General features: G+C 46.8%; 15 protein-coding genes. 6 read left to right on the top strand and 9 right to left on the bottom strand.

Annotated elements, in window-relative coordinates:
- From AC3CIC_RS07205 to AC3CIC_RS07195, 3 genes are all read right to left on the bottom strand, one after another.
- Positions 1–1,035: an imelysin family protein gene (locus AC3CIC_RS07205; protein WP_488515754.1), complete on the bottom strand. Its 1,035-nt coding sequence runs from the start codon at positions 1,033–1,035 to the stop codon at positions 1–3.
- Positions 1,036–1,041: 6 nt separating this feature from the next.
- Positions 1,042–2,433, bottom strand: coding sequence for a di-heme oxidoreductase family protein (locus AC3CIC_RS07200; RefSeq protein ID WP_488515753.1), 1,392 nt, complete (start codon positions 2,431–2,433; stop codon positions 1,042–1,044).
- 75 nt (positions 2,434–2,508) lie between these two features.
- On the bottom strand, positions 2,509–3,765 hold the full coding sequence (locus AC3CIC_RS07195) for an imelysin family protein (protein ID WP_488515752.1): 1,257 nt from the start codon (positions 3,763–3,765) through the stop codon (positions 2,509–2,511).
- A 309-nt stretch (positions 3,766–4,074) separates the two neighbouring features.
- Between AC3CIC_RS07195 and AC3CIC_RS07190 the strand changes: the two genes are divergently transcribed.
- Positions 4,075–4,566 carry a MarR family winged helix-turn-helix transcriptional regulator gene (locus AC3CIC_RS07190; RefSeq protein ID WP_016962342.1) on the top strand — a complete coding sequence of 164 codons (492 nt, stop codon included), beginning with the start codon at positions 4,075–4,077 and terminating at the stop codon, positions 4,564–4,566.
- Between the two features lie 143 nt (positions 4,567–4,709).
- Here AC3CIC_RS07190 and AC3CIC_RS07185 read toward each other — a convergent pair whose 3' ends face one another.
- Positions 4,710–5,600: a DMT family transporter gene (locus AC3CIC_RS07185; RefSeq protein WP_488515751.1), complete on the bottom strand. Its 891-nt coding sequence runs from the start codon at positions 5,598–5,600 to the stop codon at positions 4,710–4,712.
- Positions 5,601–5,890: 290 nt separating this feature from the next.
- Here AC3CIC_RS07185 and AC3CIC_RS07180 point away from each other — a divergent pair, with 290 nt between their 5' ends.
- Entirely contained in the window at positions 5,891–7,117 is a 1,227-nt protein-coding gene (locus AC3CIC_RS07180) for an EAL domain-containing response regulator (RefSeq protein ID WP_488515750.1), read from the top strand.
- 94 nt (positions 7,118–7,211) lie between these two features.
- Here AC3CIC_RS07180 and AC3CIC_RS07175 read toward each other — a convergent pair whose 3' ends face one another.
- Positions 7,212–8,114: an aldo/keto reductase gene (locus AC3CIC_RS07175; RefSeq protein ID WP_488515887.1), complete on the bottom strand. Its 903-nt coding sequence runs from the start codon at positions 8,112–8,114 to the stop codon at positions 7,212–7,214.
- Positions 8,115–8,326: 212 nt separating this feature from the next.
- Between AC3CIC_RS07175 and AC3CIC_RS07170 the strand changes: the two genes are divergently transcribed.
- The 3 genes from AC3CIC_RS07170 (at position 8,327) to AC3CIC_RS07160 (ending at position 12,180) form a co-directional block, all read left to right on the top strand.
- A complete protein-coding gene (locus AC3CIC_RS07170; protein ID WP_488515749.1) occupies positions 8,327–9,022 on the top strand; it encodes an aspartate/glutamate racemase family protein in 696 nt (231 codons plus the stop codon).
- A gap of 12 nt (positions 9,023–9,034) precedes the next feature.
- On the top strand, positions 9,035–9,544 hold the full coding sequence (locus AC3CIC_RS07165; protein WP_488515748.1) for a GNAT family N-acetyltransferase: 510 nt from the start codon (positions 9,035–9,037) through the stop codon (positions 9,542–9,544).
- A 320-nt stretch (positions 9,545–9,864) separates the two neighbouring features.
- Positions 9,865–12,180 carry a methyl-accepting chemotaxis protein gene (locus AC3CIC_RS07160; protein ID WP_488515747.1) on the top strand — a complete coding sequence of 772 codons (2,316 nt, stop codon included), beginning with the start codon at positions 9,865–9,867 and terminating at the stop codon, positions 12,178–12,180.
- A gap of 56 nt (positions 12,181–12,236) precedes the next feature.
- Here AC3CIC_RS07160 and mukB read toward each other — a convergent pair whose 3' ends face one another.
- Genes mukB through cmoM form a run of 4 tightly spaced genes read right to left on the bottom strand, consistent with a single transcriptional unit; the run spans position 12,237 to position 19,540 of the window.
- The gene (gene mukB, locus AC3CIC_RS07155; RefSeq protein WP_488515746.1) at positions 12,237–16,697 is read right to left on the bottom strand and encodes a chromosome partition protein MukB; all 4,461 of its coding nucleotides are present in this window, start codon (positions 16,695–16,697) and stop codon (positions 12,237–12,239) included.
- Positions 16,694–17,428: a chromosome partition protein MukE gene (gene mukE / locus AC3CIC_RS07150; RefSeq protein ID WP_488515745.1), complete on the bottom strand. Its 735-nt coding sequence runs from the start codon at positions 17,426–17,428 to the stop codon at positions 16,694–16,696. The genes mukB and mukE overlap by 4 nt, the downstream gene beginning before the upstream one ends.
- A complete protein-coding gene (gene mukF, locus AC3CIC_RS07145; protein ID WP_016962353.1) occupies positions 17,409–18,731 on the bottom strand; it encodes a chromosome partition protein MukF in 1,323 nt (440 codons plus the stop codon). The genes mukE and mukF overlap by 20 nt, the downstream gene beginning before the upstream one ends.
- Before the next feature lie 26 nt (positions 18,732–18,757).
- Positions 18,758–19,540 carry a tRNA uridine 5-oxyacetic acid(34) methyltransferase CmoM gene (cmoM, locus tag AC3CIC_RS07140; RefSeq protein WP_488515744.1) on the bottom strand — a complete coding sequence of 261 codons (783 nt, stop codon included), beginning with the start codon at positions 19,538–19,540 and terminating at the stop codon, positions 18,758–18,760.
- Between the two features lie 112 nt (positions 19,541–19,652).
- Between cmoM and elyC the strand changes: the two genes are divergently transcribed.
- Entirely contained in the window at positions 19,653–20,498 is an 846-nt protein-coding gene (gene elyC, locus AC3CIC_RS07135) for an envelope biogenesis factor ElyC (RefSeq protein ID WP_488515743.1), read from the top strand.
- Positions 20,499–20,564: the final 66 nt, after the last annotated feature.

Genomic DNA, 20,564 nt, shown 5'->3' with positions numbered 1-20,564 from the left:
CTAATCACCATCCGTCGAATTAAAACCAACCACCATGCCAAGTGCGGGTGCCGCTTCATCGGCCAACGCGATCTTCAGGTACTCCAAATTGTTCGAAAGCGTCATTAATTGGCGATAACCCGTTTGGTTGGTCAGAATGGGTTTCATGCCATTACCTGTCGGCACACTCTCTTGCGCGGCCTTCCAATGCTTAGTTAATCTATCAGCTAACTCAGACTGGTCCCTATCACGAAGAAGCGTATCGAGAGTGACAATATAACGCGCATTCAACGCTTCAATACTGCTACGCAGCAAAGCCAATGATTGCGATGAACGCCAGGCTTGCGCTTGATACGGCTTAGGAAAACCTGGTTTCCCCATAGGGAGGGACAACGTTTTGATGGTGGCGTCTAGCTGCCCCGCCAAAATGCTGAGTGCAGCTTTCTCACGTTGATCTTGTGACGAAGTTTCCCAAGGATTAGTTTGCCAGATAGCCTCCATTTCAAGGGTTGATTGCTTCAAACGTGCCGCTACCGCTTGCATCACTTCGCAACGGGTGGCCAAAGCAGAAACATTTGCTTCTTCAAACAACAACCATTCCAACGCACCAAGCCCCTGAACCGCAACACTGCTGCCGGCTAAACTCTCTGGCGTGACGTCACCAGCGCTATCAAGTAGCTGCGTAAGCTGTCTACCTGTGGTGTTTTTCTTGTCAGGATAGAATTGGATTTGCCAGCTCAAAGACATGGCGGCTTCATGACCAAAATTGGCGCCTGCTAACGGTTGCCACGCCCTCATGGTTTCCGTCCATTGCGCTTGTGCGTTCACTAACGTCTCTGGTGTTGCTGTTTTACACAAAGACGACACGTCTGCTTCTAGCTTTTTGGCGTGCAAAGCAAACGTTAACGCAGACTGTTTTTGCATATCCCAAAGCAAACTTGAGGATATTCCAGAATTCGCTGGATTATCACAACCCAAAAAAAGTGACAGCGTCACAATCAAAGCGAGCCACTTGGTACCATCCGTGTATCCGTTCATCAAAAAACTCTTCATCATTCGTTCCTATAACGACTTTAGAAACGCAATCAAAGCTTCGCGCTGTTGTGCGTTAAATCCCAACACGGCTTGCTTGCTAGCTTGCGCTTCACCGCCATGCCAAAGAATCGCTTCTAATTCATTTCTGGCTCGACCGTCGTGCAAGTACTCAGTATGACCGTTCACTTCTTCGGTGTAGCCAATACCCCATAGCGGCGCGGTTCGCCATTCGCGGCCATTCGCAATGAACTCACCGCGGTTATCTGCCAAACCCTCGCCCATGTCGTGCAAAAGCAAATCCGTATAAGGATGAATGATCTGATCACTCAGGGCTGGTCTGTCTTTTCGCTCACCGGTTTTTAATGAAGATTGATGACAGCTTGCACACCCTGCACCTAGAAATAGTGCCTCCCCTTCGATGACACGCGGATCATCGATATTTCTGCGCATGGGTACAGCGAGGTGTTGAGAATAAAACTCGACGAAATTGAGAATTTTCTCACTGACTTCTGGCTCTCCACCATTGGGGAGCCGCTCACAAAGATCTTGTGACGCTGAGCAATTTTCTTCTGGGAATAATGTGCTGGTTAAGCCTAAATCACCATTGAATGCAGCGGCATTTTGTTGCATTAATGACGGTTGACCCGCTTTCCAGCCAAAGCGTCCGATCACAGTCTTAGATTTTTCCACATCCCAAACGTAGTTGGGTCGACCCGACACACCTTTGCCCGCGTCTTCTTGCGCCAAAGCTATCGCCAGTAGCGTCGAATCAGGAATGGATTCCAACAATCCCAACCCAATCATCGGTGGAGCAATGCGAGCCGACATTTCAGTGTCTGGGTCCATTTCACCGTAGTTTAAATCTTGAATACTAATAATTGGCTTACGCAACGTGACAGCGTGACCATCTTTAAAGGTTTCGGTGTGGTATTCGTAGTCAACCACAATACGGCCTTCTGGCTTTTCACCAGAAAGCGCAAAATCTTGAAGCTGACCGCCATAAATAGGCTCAGGGATGTTTCCGGTCATAATCAGCTGTTTTTTCTGCGCATTGGTGATTGCCGGAATACTCAAGCGGATCAACAAGGAAACCGCATTCTGATCGCCCACCTGCGGCAGGTGTCCGCGACCATCTTTTATGTGACAGTTCTGGCATCCGTTGGTATTGAACAGCGGGCCAAGTCCATCTCTTGCATCGGTAGATGCAGGTGAACTCACCCAAGGGTTGCGAAAGAAACTGTTACCGACACTGAAATCAATGCGCTCACTCATCGGTAAATTAGTCGCGGGTTGGGAAAAGGCATTCGCGCCTTGTTTGTTCGTCGTGGTATCGCCGCCAGTTTTAATCGCACTCGCCGCTGACGAAAAAGAGAATGATGAAAAGACAACGAAAGTGAGGAGTAAAAGCGAATATTTCATAACTACAATCCATACAAATAAGCGCGCAGCCAACACAACAGATACTTTGCGTTGGCGACGCCCTAATTGGCCTTACTAAAACTGATGATCAGCGCTGTCTGGGTTTAAGTTGCTAATCTCTAGCAAGCCAGCGATAGACTCAATGCCTCGCGTTTGCTGCACTAACGCGGCAATCGCGTCATTGATCATTTGATGTCCAGCCGTGTTGTTTGAAGCAATCAGTTGGTCAAAATGAACATTGTTCACTTCAGCTGATTCCACCAACTTAAACACAGCGCTTCGGGCTGAATCAAAATCTGATTTAATCGCATTCGCTTTTTCTGGATTGGATTGTTTAACCATGTCGAACAATGAAGGGCCGTTCAAGGTCGAACCATCTGCACGGGAATATGTCCCCGTGAAGACGTTATAAATGCCTTGTTCGTTGTAGTAGTGAGAGTTATGCGTATTGTCAGAAAAGCAATCATGCTCATCTTCAGTCGAGTTCGCTTCTAACGCGACTTTCATACGCTCACCCGCCAATTCGCCTAACGAAAGTGAGCCCATACCAAACAACATCTTACGCAGGCCGTTTTCACTGCTTTCACTCAATAATGTTTGACGATAATTATTCGACACGCCCTCTGCCCATTGATTTTCCATCCATGCCAAGTCCGTGATCAGCAATTCTGAAGCGGCCTTTAAATACGCTCTGCGACGGTCACAGTTATCATTTGTGCATGACGCTTCGTAAGCAAAATCAGTATATGAGCGATTGCCCGCGCCGCTGTTTGTACCGTTAAGGTCTTGCCCCCAAAGTAGAAATTCGATGGCGTGATAACCCGAGGCTACATTGGCTTCAGACCCACCCAATTCGTTTAAGGAAGCAATCAACTCCGGCGTTATCTGCTTAACATCCAGCACGTCATGACCAATGCGAAGCGAATCACTCGCCACAATGTTCGCAACGGCGCCGTCATTACCGAGTTCATATTGATAATCCTGTGCAACATAATCGATTAGCCCTTCATCAAGGGGCCAAGCATTTAATTGCCCCTCCCAATCGTCCACGATAGCGTTGCCAAAGCGAAACACTTCAGATTGCTGATACGGCACGCGCGCCGCAAGCCATGCCAATTTTGCTGTCGCTAAAGTCTGCGCTGAAGGTTGCTCAATGAGCGCATCGATAGCGACATCGAGTTGAATCGCTGTTGTGTGTGAATCACTGTAAACAGCATGGGCAACATCTGCATAATGCTCGACAACCTGTTCGGGCGTTGCAGCCGCGGCATTGAATGAAACAAATGAAAGTGAACATACGGAAAAGGCAAAAGCCCGTGATGAAGGCGTCATAATCTATCCTTGATGAGTGATGTGTAACAAGTTATTGCGAATGAGAGTAATTATTACACTCAACAACACATCAGTTCAAATGATAATGAGATAAAAAATCATTTAGATACGCATTTGGCGACAAGAAAACACCAACAACTCTTTATCAAAACGGATAATTCGACATCAAAATAGATTCTTTGACGTAGCAACATCGCATCTTTGGTTTCCGGTGTGTAAGGTTGTTTAAAAAGCCTTTTAATATTTGCTTTTTACACAGATAATTTCGCGGAATTTCACACACTGCTACAAGGTTAAGGAGACGCTTCGATGGAGAAGCACGAAGAGGTACTGGTTGCGCTTAGGCAAATTATTCGAGCCATCGACCTGCATTCACGTAAGCTCAACAAAGTCGCTGGTCTCACCGGCCCTCAACTCGTGTTAATGCGAGCGATTCATGATTTGGATGAAGTGACTATTCGTCAATTGTCGAATCACACCAATATGAGCCAAGCCACTGCAACAACCATTCTCGATCGCCTTGCTAGTCGTAACCTTATCGTGCGTGTAAGAAGTAATCTTGATAAGCGAAAAGTGCATGCGCACCTCACACCAGAAGGCGAAAAAGCGCTTGAGCAAGCGCCAAAGCCATTGCAGGAAAGTTTCATCTCTCGCTTTCAATCGTTGGAAGAGTGGGAACAATCTTTGCTGATTTCTTCGGTGCAGCGTATTTCATCAATGATGAATGCGGAAAATATTGATGCTGCTCCTCTCTTGGAGGTTTCAGCACTGACCACCGCCGAGTCAGAGAAAGCCGAATAAATATTTTTCTTTAAGTCATGAAACCATGATTTTCTCAACATGCTTATCTAAAACAAAGAGCCCTTTTAGGGCTCTTTGTTTTTTTGAACTCTCTTACTTTTTCTTATCAATCTAACTTAAACTCCGCATCGGCACTTCGTCGTCTAAATACTTTTGGCCGCTTTCCTGCCTTTTAACATCGCCGTAGCCAGTGCCGTACCTGAGAAGATGGCTAACGCCCCGATCAGCATTCTTACCGTGATGGTTTCATCGAGGAACATTGCCCCCCAAACGGCCGCAAATAGCGGTATGAGAAAGGTCACCGTAATGGTATTCGCGGGCCCAACACGGCTAATCAATCGGAAAAAGATCACATACGCAAAACCTGTCGACGCAAAACCAAGTACCATGGCAGACATCCAGCCAGCAGCACTTGGCATTGTCTCAGGCCAAAACAGAACACCGAATGGCAACAACACCAGTGTTGAACCCAACTGACTGCCCGTTGCGGTAACAAGTGGCGGAACACCCGTCAAAAAGCGTTTCGTGTAGCTTGCCGAAATACCATACATTAGCGTTGCCCCTAATACTGCGAGAACCGGCCACCCTAGACCTTGGTCACCAAAATCCAACTTACCCCACACCAAAATCACAACACCGACCACACCCATGAGAAGACCAAGTATCCGGTTTGTCGTCATGGATTCGCCAAGCCAAAAATAAGCAATAATCGCCCCCCATATTGGCGTTCCCGCATTCACAATCGACGCAAAACTACCTGACACACTGATCATTGCATATGCGAATAGCAAGAAAGGAAAGGCCGAACTGAACAATCCAACAACACAAGCATGAAACCAATGTGTTTTGAATTCACCTAATTGCCCTTTCACGATAAGAATGGGTAAAAGCAGCAACGTCGCTAAACCAACGCGAACCAATATCAGTGAAAATGGACCAAATGATGCCACGGCATAACGAATCAGAATAAAAGAACCACCCCAAAGTGCGGCTAAAAGCACTAAGTCAAAAACATCTTTCCGTTCCATTTCCATTATGTATCCTGCATTTGATTGTTACTTGTCTTGAAGTCACTCGGTGTAATTACCACTAATGTAATCGCTCAGATGAATATCATTCGCCGAAATCGGCCATTGCAGCGAGATCAATGAGCTTAATGAAAATTTACACATTTTTTGGATGAGTGACTGAGCGCTAAGCGCATCAAACAAATCAATAAATCACAATTTTTGCCACTATGTCGGTTTTTTCGGATGAGCGATAGATTGTAAATTGATGGGAAGCATCTAGTTTTAACATTGAGACATATTTTTAGGAAAATGAGATGAGCAAAGCTAGACGTATTTTGATCGTTGATGACTCGACCGCCATTTTAGAGTTGATTGATGGCATGCTTAATGACCTTGGATACAAGGATGTCACTCGCTTCTCATCATCAGTCGATGCAATAAATGAAGTGCGTCGGTTTCCTGCTAAATATGACATTGTACTCACCGACCTAAACATGCCAGACATTGATGGAATGGGCGTGATCCGAGAGCTCGGCAATATGAGTTTCAAAGGTGGCGTTTGCATCATCTCCGACCTTGATATACGAATTATAGAACTCGCGGCCGAGGTTGCCCGCCAACAGCATATCTGCCTACTCGGTAATGTTTCCAAGCCGATAAACATTGACGCTTTACAACTGATCCTCGACAGGATGGACAAAATCGAGGAGCGAAGATTTATCAACTTTAAAAAGATGAGTAAAAAAGAGTTGCTCGACTGCATCATGCGTCATCAAGTCATTCCCTACTATCAGCCTAAATTGAATCCTCAAAATAATCGCGTCGAAAGCCTCGAAGTCCTCGCACGCATTCGACTACCGGGCGAAGCAGATGCCGTGCTGCCTGGTCGTTTTATTCCAACCGCGATAAAATATGATCTGATGGACTTAATGACAATGCAACTGGCTGAAACAACCGCCAAGGATATGACCAAGCTGTCAGAAATCTTCGGAGACAAGGTCAAAATCAGTATCAATTTGTCTGCGCAGCAATTGGCCGACTTAGAGATCCCCAACCGCCTCGAAAGCCTATTTGAAGCAAGAAACATTGATAAGACACGTGTCGTACTGGAGATTACTGAAGAATACGCGCTGAAAACATCCGAGCAGATGGAGTCACTCAATCGACTTCGCATAAGAGGATATGGCTTGTCGATGGATGATTTCGGCACGGGCTTTACCAATATTCAACAGTTACGCAGTTTGCCCTTTACGGAAGTTAAAATTGATAGAACGCTAATTAATCACATCCATCAGGACCCATTCAGTCAAGTGATCGTCCAGTCACTGGCTGAAATCACTGACTCATTTGATGTCGATTTAGTGGCTGAGGGCATTGAGCATTTTGAAGACTTAGATTATCTCTATTCCCGATATCCCGACATTTTGCTACAAGGCTTTTTGATTTGTCGGCCCAAGCCCATTGAAAGCTTAAATAGCTGGTACCGCAATTGGCTAAAAGGTGTTGGTGCAACTATCGCAACCAATGGAACAAGCAGCTAAGCCCTTTAAGCTAAACACTGATTGTTCCGGATAATCACGAATCAATCCATCGTCATCTATCAATGCAATATATCGGCGCAATCTCTTTCAGCGTTTATGGCACACCAAACCCTTTGCTGGCGACCCAAATGCGATACCACTGTTCGCGACTAAGCACCAAAGACATCGCTTCCAACGCCGATTTCACTCGCTCAATTTTACCAGACCCTACGATCGGCAATGGTTTGCTTGGTAAGCGATGTACAAATGCGTAGATCACCTGCTCTAGCGTGGCATCCAATTCTTGAGCAATCTCACTCAACGTCTCTCTCAAGCGAACGGCCTGTTCTGACTTGGAATGGAAAATTTCACCGCCCGCCAAACAAGACCATGCCATTGGCCTTACCCGCAATTGCTGCATCAAATCCAAGGTGCCATCGTGGGCGACATCAAAGTTGATGGGGTTTATTTCCACTTGGTTAGTCACCAATGGCTTATCTAGTCGCGACTGAAGCAGTGAAAACTGACTTGGCGTGAAATTTGACACACCAAAGTGTTTCACCTTGCCAGCAAGGTGCAGCTTTTCAAACGTTTCAGCCACTTCATCAGCATCCATCAAACAATCTGGGCGATGAATGAGCAGTACATCGAGGCTTTCCACGCCAAGGCGTGACAAGCTATTGTTCACCGACTGAGTGATATGAAATTCACTGGTGTCATAGTGATTAATCTTACGCTCGGGCGCCGTTTTACTCACTAAATGTATATCGCATTTAGAGACGATTTCCATTTTATCGCGTAGGCTTGGCTCCAGTTTTAACGCCTCGCCAAACAAAGTTTCACAGCGATAATCACCATAGATATCAGCATGATCGACAGTGGTAATACCCATGTCTAGGTGCTGCTTAATAAATGTGAGTCTTTCTTGAGCTGACATGTTCCACTCAGCCAAACGCCAGTAACCCTGAACCAACGCAGACAGCTCTGGTCCATTCGGTGCAATGACTACCCTTTCCATTTTCGCCACACTGAACACTCCTACATTGACCTACAAACCTAGGTCCAAAAAAACAACGCATTGTCGAGAAAAATGCTATCGGATACGTTTCGCAGACTATCAGTGTCTTTTCGGAAATTATATGGTACTTACTACGAAGTGTGAGCTTCATAATCACACTCGAGCAAGGAATCATCAAGGGTTCGCCTAAGCAGAACATAGGGACGCGCACAATGAAAATAATTGGTTTGATAGGCGGCATGAGTTGGGAGTCGACCGCGACCTATTATCGACTCCTCAATCAAATGACCAAAGACGCACTGGGTGGCCATCATTCGTCGAAAATAGTGCTCAGCAGTGTCGATTTCGCAGAAATTGAAGCACTTCAGCGCGCAGGAGATTGGGATGCTTCCGCTCAGATTTTGGCGAAAGAAGCGCAAAAACTAGAAGCTGCTGGTGCTGAGTTTGTCATGATTGGCACCAACACAATGCACAAAGTTGCGCCTGCCGTGCAAGAAGCCATTACTGTTCCCTTACTGCACATCGCCGACGCAACCGCGGACAGGCTAAAAATCGACGGCATTCAACATGTAGGATTGCTTGGCACACGATTTACGATGTCTCAGCCTTTTTATAAAGAGCGGCTCATTGCGCAAGGGATTAAAGTCACGGTGCCACCGGAGTGGCATCAAGACATCGTTCACGAGATCATCTACCAAGAACTTTGCCAAGGTAAGGTATCAGCGCACTCGCGCAAGCAGTACTTGTCTGTGATGGATGACCTAAAAGCGCAAGGGGTTGAAGCCGTCATTTTGGGTTGCACAGAAATTGGCTTGTTAGTACAACAAAAACACACCTCAATGCCGCTTTATGACACGACCGAATTACATGCAGCAGCGGCTGTAAAGCTTGCGCTAAAAGAACGCTAAGGGAGTAAGAACGTGACAATTAGAAATGCGACTATTACCGATCTCGACGCGATTAACGCGATTTACAACCACTATGTGTTAGAGACTGCCATTACGTTTGACTATGACACTTGGTCACCAGAACGACGATTAGCGTGGTTTGAAAAGCTTACGCATAGCGATGGCTATTACCATGTATTAGTGAAGGAAGATCCTGAAGGTGAGGTTATCGGGTTTGCATATAACGGCGAATTTCGTGAAAAACTGGCATACAAAATCAGCAGCGAAATAACTATTTACCTCCACCATGAATGTCGTGCGAAAGGGTCAGGTTCTGAGTTAATGACAGCATTGCTGGAAAAAATGGATGCCTCACCTATTCGCCGTAAATTTTATTCAGTGATTACCCTCCCCAACCCTGCTTCCCTGCGTTTGCATGAAAAGTTTGGCTTTAAACAAGTGGGATTATTAACCGACACTGGTTATAAATTTGAGCAATATTACTCTGTCGCAATATTAGAGAAATCGACACATCATCAGTAAGTTAATTCCGGCTTGTTTTAATCTCTTTTATTTCATCAGGCACGTACACTGTAACGTGCCTATTTTAATTGACGACACCGCCCAGGCTTATTGACAAGCACAACCCGTCCTAAAAAATGACAAACTCATATTATTTGTCATTTAAATTCTCATATTGCAATTTTAAAACTCTCACTCATAAAAATAAAAACCATGTAATTCATTTGGTTAAATTTCTTCTGTAAGAAAAACCATTGAATCAACAATTTTGGGGTAAAAGTTCCCTACAATTACAGAGTGTCACATCTGCAATTTTTGTTTAATTATTAGGGCATGGCAGCATGAACATATCCACAAAAATTAAAACCGCTTTTGTCGCCATGAGCGCTGCAGCCGTCATTGCAACGGCAGCATTACTAACAATTACGGCAAGCGAAACATCAAGCGCTGCGCTTGAACATCAAATCAAAAATCAATTGATGTCCGCTCGTGAAGTAAAAAAATCGGAAATAGAACGCTACTTCAACACCATCTCTCAGCAGCTAACTAACCTCGCGAATTCCACCATGACAGAAGACGCGATGATTCAGTTTTCGACGAGTTTTCAAAGCGTCACAACCGAAGCCGAATTAGTGCCAGATCAAGCCGATACACTTAAAAATTATTATGTGAATGGCTTCGGTAGTACCTTCACAGAGACGAACAGTAAGCCGTCTAATGCACTTGCAAATCTAGGTGCTATTGGTCTCAATGGGAAGCTGCTTCAACAAGCTTATATCGGACTAAATTCGCACCCTCTAGGTAACAAGCATTTACTGGACAAAGCTGCTGACGGTACGACGTATAGTGAAGTTCATGATGTTTTCCACTCCAATTACCGCACCTTCCTTGAATCTTTCGGTTACTACGATATTTTCATGGTCGACAATTCGGGCAATGTCGTTTATTCGGTGTTTAAAGAACTCGACTACGCCACCAATCTTATTGATGGCCCATACAAAACCAGTGGATTAGCAGAAGCCTTTACAGGAGCAAAACATCTTGAAAAAGGTGCATTCAACTTTATCGACTATGCACCTTACTACCCTTCATATGACAGCCCGGCTTCGTTCATCGCCACCCCAGTTGTTCGAAATGGCACAAACATTGGTGTGCTGATATTCCAAATGCCTATCGACAACATTAACGCCATCATGACCTACGACGGTAATTGGGAACTCGACGGTATGGGAACGACTGGTGAAAGCTTCATTGTTGGTCCAGATAATTTAATGCGCTCGCAAGCTCGAATGCTGGTAGAGAACAAAGAAAGCTATCTCGACATGCTCCGTACTACAGGTGTTCCTGCGGAGACTGTTAATCGCATCGGTTTAACTGGATCTTCCTCCGGGCAACAAAGCATCCGCTCAGACCATACCAATGCTGCTTTACAAGGCGAATCAGGCTTTATTTCAGGTCTAAATCACGCAGGAAAACATGTATTCGCTGCTTATCGTCCTATATCGATACTAGGGAAAAACTGGGCGCTAGTAGCTGAAATCGAAACGGCGGAAGCCCTCTCTAGAGTCAAAGAATTGCATACGTCATTAGAGAGAATCGCATTGATGGTTGGAACAGCATTGATACTGTTTTCTCTCATCATTGCCTGGATGATTTCAGGAAGTATTAGCAAGCCGATTACCGAACTCACCGAGCGCATTTCACACATTACGAAGACTCACGATTTGACGATTCGACTGAAGGAAACAGGAAAAGATGAAATTGCTGAGTTGTCGAAATCCATGAATATGATGTTGGAAGACTTTCTCGGCGTCATTAAAGGCGCTGATACCGCAGTCAAAGCCCTAGGGATGGCTTCAGATAACATTCAGAATAACATCAATACCATGCAAAAAGAGGTAGACCTACAAGCCGCTAACTCAAATCAGGTCGCGACAGCCGCCACACAAATGAGCGCGTCGATTACCGAGGTGGCCAGTTTTGCCAATAACGCCTCTGAATCATCAGAAAACGTGGTTCAATCAGTTCGTCAAAGTGCCGATGTGGGCCAGCAATTAGTCAGTGAGATTTCGCAGCTATCTAATCGCATGGGTGATGCGACTGAGTCCATGGAGCAACTGTCGGCGGAAAGTAACTCTATCGGGTCTGTGCTCGATGTGATCCAGGGAATCGCAGAGCAGACAAATCTTCTTGCTTTGAATGCAGCAATCGAAGCCGCCCGCGCCGGCGAACAAGGCAGAGGGTTTGCTGTGGTGGCTGACGAAGTGCGCTCATTAGCCATTCGGACACAGACATCAACAGAAGAGATACGCGCAAAGGTCGAATCGTTGCAGAAAGAAACCAACAAAGTGGTTACTGGCATTAGTGGCGCCAATCAGTTTGTCGCAAGCAGTGTAGACAACTGCAATAAAAACAACAATATGCTGGAAGAAATTGCGAGTATGATGACGGGCATTAATGACATGAACACGCAAATTGCCACTGCTGCCAATGAGCAATCTACGGTCACGGAAGACATCACGATTAACGTGAATAATATCGCGCGTTCTGCGGAGTCCGTCTCTGACCGAACCCACGACACCGATAACACCGCTCAAAGCATTAACACGCAGGCGCACAAGTTAACTGAGCAGATTGGTATGTTTAAAATTGCTTAGTCTGAACTAAACATAAAAAGGCCAGCATTAATGCTGGCCTTTTGATTTTCAGAGGTTTATTCAACCGTTTCCAAGGTTTCTTGAATTGGCGAGTTCAACTTAGATACCTCACCAAAACCGCGCAGACCTACCACATGTACATGTTCTTTATCGTTAAAGATCTTACGTACCAATTTGTACGTTGTACCTTGCTCTGGGCTGATGTTTTCAGGTGCTGCGATAAGAAGCTGCATGTCTAGACGATGGCATAGCTCGAACAGGGTCGAGATAGACTTCGCATCCAAACGTGCTGCTTCATCAAGGAACAGCAAGCGACAAGGGATCACATCTTTACCGCGTAGACGGCGAGATTCCTCTTCCCAACTCTGCACCACCATCAACAAGATCGCCTGACCCGTACCAATCGCTTCACCGGTCGATAACGCGCCAGATTCGGCACGTAACCAACCATCAGTGCCGCGGTTAACTTCAATACCTAGCTCAAGATAGTTACGGTAATCCAGCAACTCTTCGCCTAAGATCTGCGGGGAACGCTGACCCATATCGATATGCGGATTCAAACGCTGGAACAACTTCGCCATCGCTTCCGAGAAAGTCAAACGGTTGTTGCCGAACAAATCTTGATGCTGCTCGGCATTTTCAGCCAATCCAGCAAGGAGTTGTGCGTGAGTATCACGAATGGATACGTTAAGACGTACACCTTTGACCTGACCAAAACCTATGTTCGACAAACCTTGGTTCAACAAACGAATGCGGTTCTGTTCACGCTGAATGGTTTTACGAATAATGTTCGCCACCGATTCAGAGCTGATCGCCAAGCGCTTCTCGCGCTGAGTCAGTTCTTCAGTAAGGCGACCCAGTTCCACTTCCATTTCTTCGATCGCTTCTACAGGATCGTCTGTACGGATAATGTCGTGGCGAATGCGCTCACGAAGATGCTGATAAACCGCCACGTAGAACAACACTTTTCGCTCAGGACGTGCCATGTCTTCCGACGCGCGCAATGCATCACGCAGTGTTTCATTATCTGCAACAGCTAGACGCAAAGCACCGAGTGATTTATCTGACAATGAACGCAGTTCATCGGCTGACATGTAAGCCATTTCACGACGGTTAAGTTGCTTTTCAACGCCGCTGCTACGCGCAATTTTAAGTACTTCCACCCAACCCGCTTTGGCATTAACCACGAAAGTACGCAAGTCAGAATACTCTTTGCTCACTTTCTTCAGCGTTTTGAGCAGCGACTTCATTTCCAGTTCAATGGAAGTGAGGCCTTTTTCAAGTTCACTCTTACGCTGACGAGACTGAGACAATTGCGCATTCAATTCGTCACGACGAATGCGGGCACGTTCTTCTGCTTCAACATCGGCGCGAACACCAAGTTCAACCAATTCACGCTTGAATTCTGCAACCGTTTCTTGCTTCGCTTGATGAGAGCTTTTCAGTGATGCTAGCAGTTGGTTGTATTGGTTAACTTGATCGCGAACCTGTTTAACGTGTTCACGTGAACGAGCACGCGCACGTTCAGCATCAATCAATTTCGCTTTCAGCTGTTCATTCAGCTCACTGCTCTTATCAAGCAGTGCGACGGCATCTTGATAACCGAAGTGATGACGACGCTCGACCAAATCAGACAGTGCAAACAACTTCTTCTTGAGAAGTTGCAACGCCTGATCAGCCTGCAAATACGATTGATTCAGTGCATCAAATTGTTCTGGGTCAGCGTCCAGTGCCGATACTAACGGTTCCAGCTCAGCCAGAGCTTTACCGTGTTCACGGGTAAAGTGACGCGCTTCGTCCGCTTGCGACAAACGCAGTACCACTTCTTCAAGACGCGATTCAATCGTTTCGTCTTCCAGTGCATTCACCACATGCTGAAGCTTGTTCAGCAGCGCGATGGCTTCTTTTGCACCAGTTAGCTGACTACGAACCTGTTGTTCGTTATCACGCAGTTGACCTAATTGACGCTGAACGCTGTTGCGTTGTTCGCGCAATGCTTTCAATGCGGCTTCTGGATCTTCGTTAAACGCCACGTTCATGTGGTGAGAAACGAACTGGTTAAAACTTTGGCTCAAACGCTGTAGCTTCTGCGCATCAAAAGAGGCTTTTGCGTAGTCTTCTACCAACTCTTCACGCTTCTCGCGCAGATTCTCTAGGCGATGTTCACGCGCAGCGCGACCAAACAACGGCACTTTCGGGAAACGAGAATAGCGAAGCTGGCGGTCATTAAGGTGAACGCAAACCGCCCCATCCATTTCGTCTGCATCAAAAACGTTATCGTCAAAACCGTCAGTCTCACCTTCAATCACATAAAGATCATCTGGGCAATCATCGATATCAACCAGTTTCTCTTTAATGCCCTTCAGGTCAGGAACAACAATGGCGTGACGAGCTGGGCCGTACAACGCAGAAAAATACGGTGCATCTTCCATCGTGATGTCATCGTAAATCTCAGAAAGCAGCGTACCACCCAGGGTGTCGGCCAGTGATTGCAAACGCGCATCGCCGCTACCACCCGGTTGTGCCAAACGTTCGATTTCCGCTTCTAGCGCTTGTTTCTCTGCGGCCAGCTTGTCGCGGGTATCTAATGTTTGACGCTCTTTCACCATCACTTTTTGCATGGTGTCGAGAACCGCTTGGTTGTCGTACAAGGTTTCGCCAGCCTGATCCGCAAGCTTTTCTAAAGCTTCCTGCGCTGCGATCCATGCAGGCGCGACTTTTTCGAAATCAGCGACTTTGACGTTAATTTCGTTCTCGTTTCGTTGCAGTTCTCGTACTTTTTCAGCTTGTTCGCCAACCGCTTCTTCAGCTGTCTCTAGACGCGCTTGCTGACGCGCCATTTCCAACTCGGCCAACTCTTCTGACTCAACCGCCGTATTAAACTGACGCTGATATTGCTCAGACAGTGTTTTTGCCTGCTGGAAGCTACCCATTTGACGCTCAAGGTCGCGATGCTGTGCGCTCAACTGATCGGTATTGTTAGCAAGGTTTGCAAACTCACGGCCTTTTGTGATCACTTCACGGGCTTTGATACCCGCATCTTGACGTGATACATCACCCGCAATGCTGCGTACCAATGCTAAACCACGTTCAAATTGTTTTGCTGCCGCCGATGACAAATCCAGCTTGTGTTTCAAGCTAAGCAGTTCGCTGGTTTGCGTTTCTTCGTCGGCTTTAAGTGCACCCAGTATTTCAGCGGCATTGTGCTGTTCAAGTGCATCATTGCCTGTCAAATCTTGCGCTTTCTCGAGCGCTTTAACAGCCTGTTGATACTGAAGCGCACGGGTTTGCTGCATATCCAGCGCTTGTTGATAATCCGCCAGTTGCGTTTTTAGGCTATCAACTTCTTCTTCGCTGAGATGGGCTTGCTCTTCGGCGATCGCCAGTTGTTCAGTGGCTTCTTCCACCACCATCATTTGTTCTTCAAGACGAACCGCAAGCTCTTCCAAATCTTCTTGGTAGCGCTCGACTTTCTCTTGTTGGCGAACGGCTGTCTGAACCAATTGCAGGTGATCAGACGCCGCTTGATAATCTTGCTCTAAGTGAGCTTGACCGTCTGTTAACACATCAAGTTCGTCGGTCATGCGACCAAACGTGCCTTGAAAATCATTAAGCTGACGACGAGAACCCAGTAGCTCACCACGACGTTGCAATGCCAGCTCGAGTTTCTTACGACGCTCGTTGGCATGACGCATGTAGTCAGACGCCACATAGTTGGTCGATTCAGTGATCAGGTGCTTGAACAAATCACGGTCACGTTGCGTCAGCTTGATGGCTTCTAGCGTCATGCGGTTTTCGCGAAGCGCCACTTCCATATCTTGGAACGCTTTCTTCACACCACCGTTTTGCGGCAACAGATAATCACGCAGTGATTTGGTGATCGCACTTGAGATACCACCATAAAGCGAGGCTTCAATGAGGCGATAGAACTTAGAACGGTCGGTTTGATTACGCAGCTTTTTCGGCAATGCGCCAAGCTCAAACATTTGCGCGTGATAATCGGTCACAGACGTAAACGCTTTGTAGTGGGCGGTTTCGTATTCTGCTAACGAATCTTTGACGTCGTTTAACTGGCGCACACGCACCTGATTAGCAGACACGTTCTCAATCAAAATGTCGGTTGGCTTAACGTGTGAAGGCAAGCCTTGAATGATGAAAGGTTTAATATCGACCTTTTTGTCACGACCCGCTACTTGCTGCAAACGCACACCAAACAGAACGCGTTGATTGCGTGAGTTCACCACATCAAGCGCTGCGTAACAGGCACCCGGTTTGAGTTTGCCGTGTAAGCCTTTATCACGAGACGCCGTTGAACTGCCCGCTTCCGTGGTGTTACGGAAGTGAAGCAGGCTTTGGTCTGGGATCATGGCTGTGATAAATGCGGCCATAGTGGTCGATTTACCGGCACCGTTACCCCCTGACAGCGTGGTGACCAGATTATCAATGTCAAAGGTGCGGGCAAAGAAGCCGTTCCAGTTGACCATGGTCAGCGATTGAAATTTACCGCGCTGGATCATGCTTGAACCTCCTGATCATCGATTGTTGATTCGTCGACTTCAAACTCATCGTTCTCTTCATCATTGAGCAGGCTCGACTGCGCATGCTCTTGCAAGTGAACAACGGCTTCGCCATCTCGAATCAAACGCAATTGCGCTTCACGAGCATCATCGCCAGAACGTACGTCTGCACCAAAGCGGAATGTGGCTTCACTAACACGGAATTTTCCGTTCTCACCAATTGGCACAATCATGCCGAGGCGACGAAGACGGCGCAGTGCCGTTTTCACCTTGTCATACAACTTGTCACGGTCAAGGTCTGAACCGCTGGCGCGCAATGTCACCAACTTCATCAGTTTTTTCTCATCCGCCAAGCTGAGGAGTTCATCAAACAACTCTTGGGTGGTGAAGATACCTTCCTGCGCCAAACGTTCAGGGCTCAGGTAAAGGAAACACAACACCTTACCCACCAGCATGTCTAGCTCAGACAGAACACTCCGGCCTATCAATGAAGTAGAACGAGGACGCAGGTAGAAAAAACCTTCTGGCGCACGCACTAATTCAGCGTTGTAGCGCTGATAAAAATGCTGCAGCGGCATTTCAAACTCAATCAGATAAGCGTGGTTATCCAAATCTTCGCTGGCAATATGGCGGCCAGCACGCAGCGCGCTATCCAATGTAGGAAACAAAGGATTGGCAATTGCTTTTGCCAGTTCCTCTGGCATAAATTCTTCAATATTTATCGATGACATTCGCTTGTACCTTGGCTCCATATTCGTTGATTGCCTGCCAATCCGGTTGGATCGCGTTTAGATCAGATTGTGAATAACCCAGACGTACGGCCTGATTAATCACGATTCGAGCCAAGTCAAAATGGCGTGCTTGTGGGTGTTGAGCCAGATAGTTTTTCAAAACAACGCCCAAATCGATGCCTTCGCCTGTCGTACGATGGCGAGATAACATGTCACCGATTTGATCGCCCAATTGGTCGCTAACCACAGTGAGTTCTTCAAACTCGACCTCTGCGGGCATTTCGCCCATCACTTCGTCATCACGAAGCACTAACGCCTCATCACGCATATCACGTAGGCGCTCGGCATCCGCATAGGTCAGGAACCACGGGCTATCGAAGTATTCTGTCACCGACTGACGTAAACGCTGGCTAAACGCGCGATTTTTGTCCATGTCGATGGCATTACGAATAAATTTGTGTACGTGGCGGTCGTAACCGATCCACAGGTCAATCGCTTGCTGGCCCCAGTTAATAATGCGATCTAGCTTCATTTGCAGGTTGTAGAGCATGGCATCAACGAAATCGAGATCGTCGCGACCGAGCACTTGTTCCTGAATATTCAGAAGCTGGGTTTGCAATTGATCACCCGCAGATTGCAAGGTGTCTTGCAGTTCACGCAGCGTGCTGGAGGTTTCATTCAGCAATTGCTCACAGTTGGCAATGGCGGCTTGCCAGTCTTGGTTTAACAGCTCAGCAATATCGCTTTTTACTTTCTGCTGCTGTTCGTCCATGGTGCGCTGATTCAAGTCGATACGGTCGAAAATCTCGGCCACAGAGTACTTGAGCACGCCATAAACATTTTTGCGCCAAAAGTCTGCATCGCCATCTTCAGAAGCCGCCGACAATGCTTTGTCGATCTCGTCTGCAACCATTGAAAGCTGAATGGACAGCTTCAATGAACTGTATTCGCGATGACGCGCGTAATAGTCGCTGATACCCAGTGCAAGCGGTGTAAGACGATAGATGCTCGCACCGTCTGTCAGTTCGCTGGTGAAGCGACTGATCAGGCGGCTACGCACCAAATCGTTAATGGCATTGTTCGCGCGAAAGGCAATCGTTTCGCTAGCTTGATCGAATTGGTCACTCACAATGCGAAATGCATCGACAAGTTCCCCTTCCCCTAGCTCCTCCTCATATCGCTCGCTGCTTAAGACTGCAACGGCAAGGAGAAATGCCAGCCGTTCCGGCGGCAGATTGAGAGAGAAGTCGTTCTGTTTCACCCAACCAACCAACTCAGGAACAGTCTGAGAGAATTCGCTCATCCGTAATCCTTGTTGTCTATTTCTAATTATTTATCGAGAGGTCTTTGCGCCCAAACATGGATGTAGCGACCTAACGATATAAAAGGTTCCTGACGGCAGAGCTTTTGCTCCATCGCCACAACCTGTTCAAAGGTGTATTCGCCCATTCTTGTGTCTTTCATATAGTCATGGAACGTGCGTACACCGCTTTTTCCCAAAATAGTAAACCCAGCCTCTTCTATCCACTGGTAAACATCTTCAGGTGGAAGACCTTTTTGAGGCTGAAGCTTGAAGCGTTTTCTGTGCGGCATACCCTCTTCCACATGGGTGAGGTTGCCGCAAATCAAATTCTTGAACAGCAGGCCATTTTGGTTGTAGAACATCACTGACGCAATGCCACCAGGCTTTACTTGCGAAAGTATGACATTCAGCGCTTCATGCGGATCAGCCAACCATTCCATCACTGCATGAAAAAGCACCAAGTCAGCCTTTTTATCCATATGCTGTGCGATTTCCTGCACGGGCGCATGAACGAAGCGATAGTGCGGCAGAAGCCCTGCCGCATCGATATCTTTTTCCGCCAACTCGAGCATCTGTGAAGAAAGATCACACAAGGTGACGTGATGGCCGCGTTTGGCGACTTGCTGTGAAAGCTGCGCCAGCCCGCCTCCAGCATCCAAAATGTCCAGTGGTTTGGATTCACCCAGCCGTCTTAAAATTGATTCGAGATCTTGCCAAACAACGGCTTGGCGGATTTCTCCCTTGCCGGAACCGTAAATGTTTTTAACAAATTTGTGGGCAATGTCGTCGAAATTTCTATCCTCAGTCACAGCGCCTTCGTTATCATATTCAGTAAGGGGGTTATTTTCGCATAAGACTGCCGTTAATAAAGGTTTGTTGTACTTATTGGCCCCTGTTTGACTATATTTCGGGCGACATTTCATGTTTGAACTAAAAAAACTCGTATCAACTTTACTGATGCCCCTGCCTGCGCTACTGCTTATCGGATTTTTTGGCCTTTTTTTGATTTGGTTCACGCAGCGTAAAGGGTTCGGCTCGTTCTTAGTATTTGTTTCACTATTGTTAATCGGACTGGTGTCTTTCCAGCCATTATCTTCATCGCTGTTAATGAAGTTAGAAAGACAACACACCCAGTTTCTCGCCCCAGAAGAACCTGTCGAATACGTCATGGTGCTGGGACACGGACATGTTGTAGATGATGAGATACCGCCAACGTCAGAATTGTCACGTGTGGCACTGATGCGTTTGGTGGAAGGTATTCGTATTCACTTTATGTACCCAACGTCAAAACTGATCCTATCTGGCTATGATGGCGGATATGAAGTGAGCCATGCTCGTATGCTGGCCCGCGTTGCGATGGCAATGGGTGTGAATAAGAACAATATTCTCTTGCTGGAAACCGCAAAAGACACGTGGGAGGAGGCATTTCAAGCAGCGTCGGTGGTCGGTCAAAGCAATTTGGTGCTAGTGACATCCGCGAGCCATATGCCTCGTGCACTGTATGACTTTCAAACTGCAGGTCTCGATCCTATTCCGGCGCCAACAAATTACATGGCACAGAAAGAGATTCAGCAACCTTGGATAAAATACAGTCCTCGTGCGCAGTATCTCGAACAATTTGAACGCTTCTGGCATGAGCGCTTAGGGCAGTTATGGCAACGTCTACGCGATAAAGTCGCGCAGCAGCAAGATGAGTTTCAGGGTGACCCTGTGACCTCTCCAGAGCCTGCTCCTGACCTTCAACTTGAATCCGTACCAGCGAACTAAATGGTTATAACAAGCTGTAAACGAAAAAAAGAGCTGCCCTGAGGCAGCTCTTTTTTATTGTTAGTC

This window comes from Enterovibrio sp. QJM3NY_24 (genome assembly GCF_057786035.1).
The sequence above is the reverse complement of the archived record's forward strand: the minus strand, read 5'-3'. Positions and strand labels throughout refer to the sequence as shown.

What these genes read in the sequence shown, in the direction of transcription:
- AC3CIC_RS07200 (WP_488515753.1), bottom strand. Translation starts at nt 2,433, where the DNA reads ATGAAATATTCGCTTTTACTCCTCACTTTCGTTGTCTTTTCATCATTC.
- AC3CIC_RS07170 (WP_488515749.1), top strand. Translation starts at nt 8,327, where the DNA reads ATGAAAATAATTGGTTTGATAGGCGGCATGAGTTGGGAGTCGACCGCG.
- mukE (WP_488515745.1), bottom strand. Translation starts at nt 17,428, where the DNA reads ATGTCATCGATAAATATTGAAGAATTTATGCCAGAGGAACTGGCAAAA.
- AC3CIC_RS07160 (WP_488515747.1), top strand. Translation starts at nt 9,865, where the DNA reads ATGAACATATCCACAAAAATTAAAACCGCTTTTGTCGCCATGAGCGCT.
- AC3CIC_RS07175 (WP_488515887.1), bottom strand. Translation starts at nt 8,114, where the DNA reads ATGGAAAGGGTAGTCATTGCACCGAATGGACCAGAGCTGTCTGCGTTG.
- elyC (WP_488515743.1), top strand. Translation starts at nt 19,653, where the DNA reads ATGTTTGAACTAAAAAAACTCGTATCAACTTTACTGATGCCCCTGCCT.
- mukF (WP_016962353.1), bottom strand. Translation starts at nt 18,731, where the DNA reads ATGAGCGAATTCTCTCAGACTGTTCCTGAGTTGGTTGGTTGGGTGAAA.
- AC3CIC_RS07205 (WP_488515754.1), bottom strand. Translation starts at nt 1,035, where the DNA reads ATGATGAAGAGTTTTTTGATGAACGGATACACGGATGGTACCAAGTGG.
- AC3CIC_RS07195 (WP_488515752.1), bottom strand. Translation starts at nt 3,765, where the DNA reads ATGACGCCTTCATCACGGGCTTTTGCCTTTTCCGTATGTTCACTTTCA.
- AC3CIC_RS07185 (WP_488515751.1), bottom strand. Translation starts at nt 5,600, where the DNA reads ATGGAAATGGAACGGAAAGATGTTTTTGACTTAGTGCTTTTAGCCGCA.
- AC3CIC_RS07180 (WP_488515750.1), top strand. Translation starts at nt 5,891, where the DNA reads ATGAGCAAAGCTAGACGTATTTTGATCGTTGATGACTCGACCGCCATT.
- AC3CIC_RS07190 (WP_016962342.1), top strand. Translation starts at nt 4,075, where the DNA reads ATGGAGAAGCACGAAGAGGTACTGGTTGCGCTTAGGCAAATTATTCGA.
- mukB (WP_488515746.1), bottom strand. Translation starts at nt 16,697, where the DNA reads ATGATCCAGCGCGGTAAATTTCAATCGCTGACCATGGTCAACTGGAAC.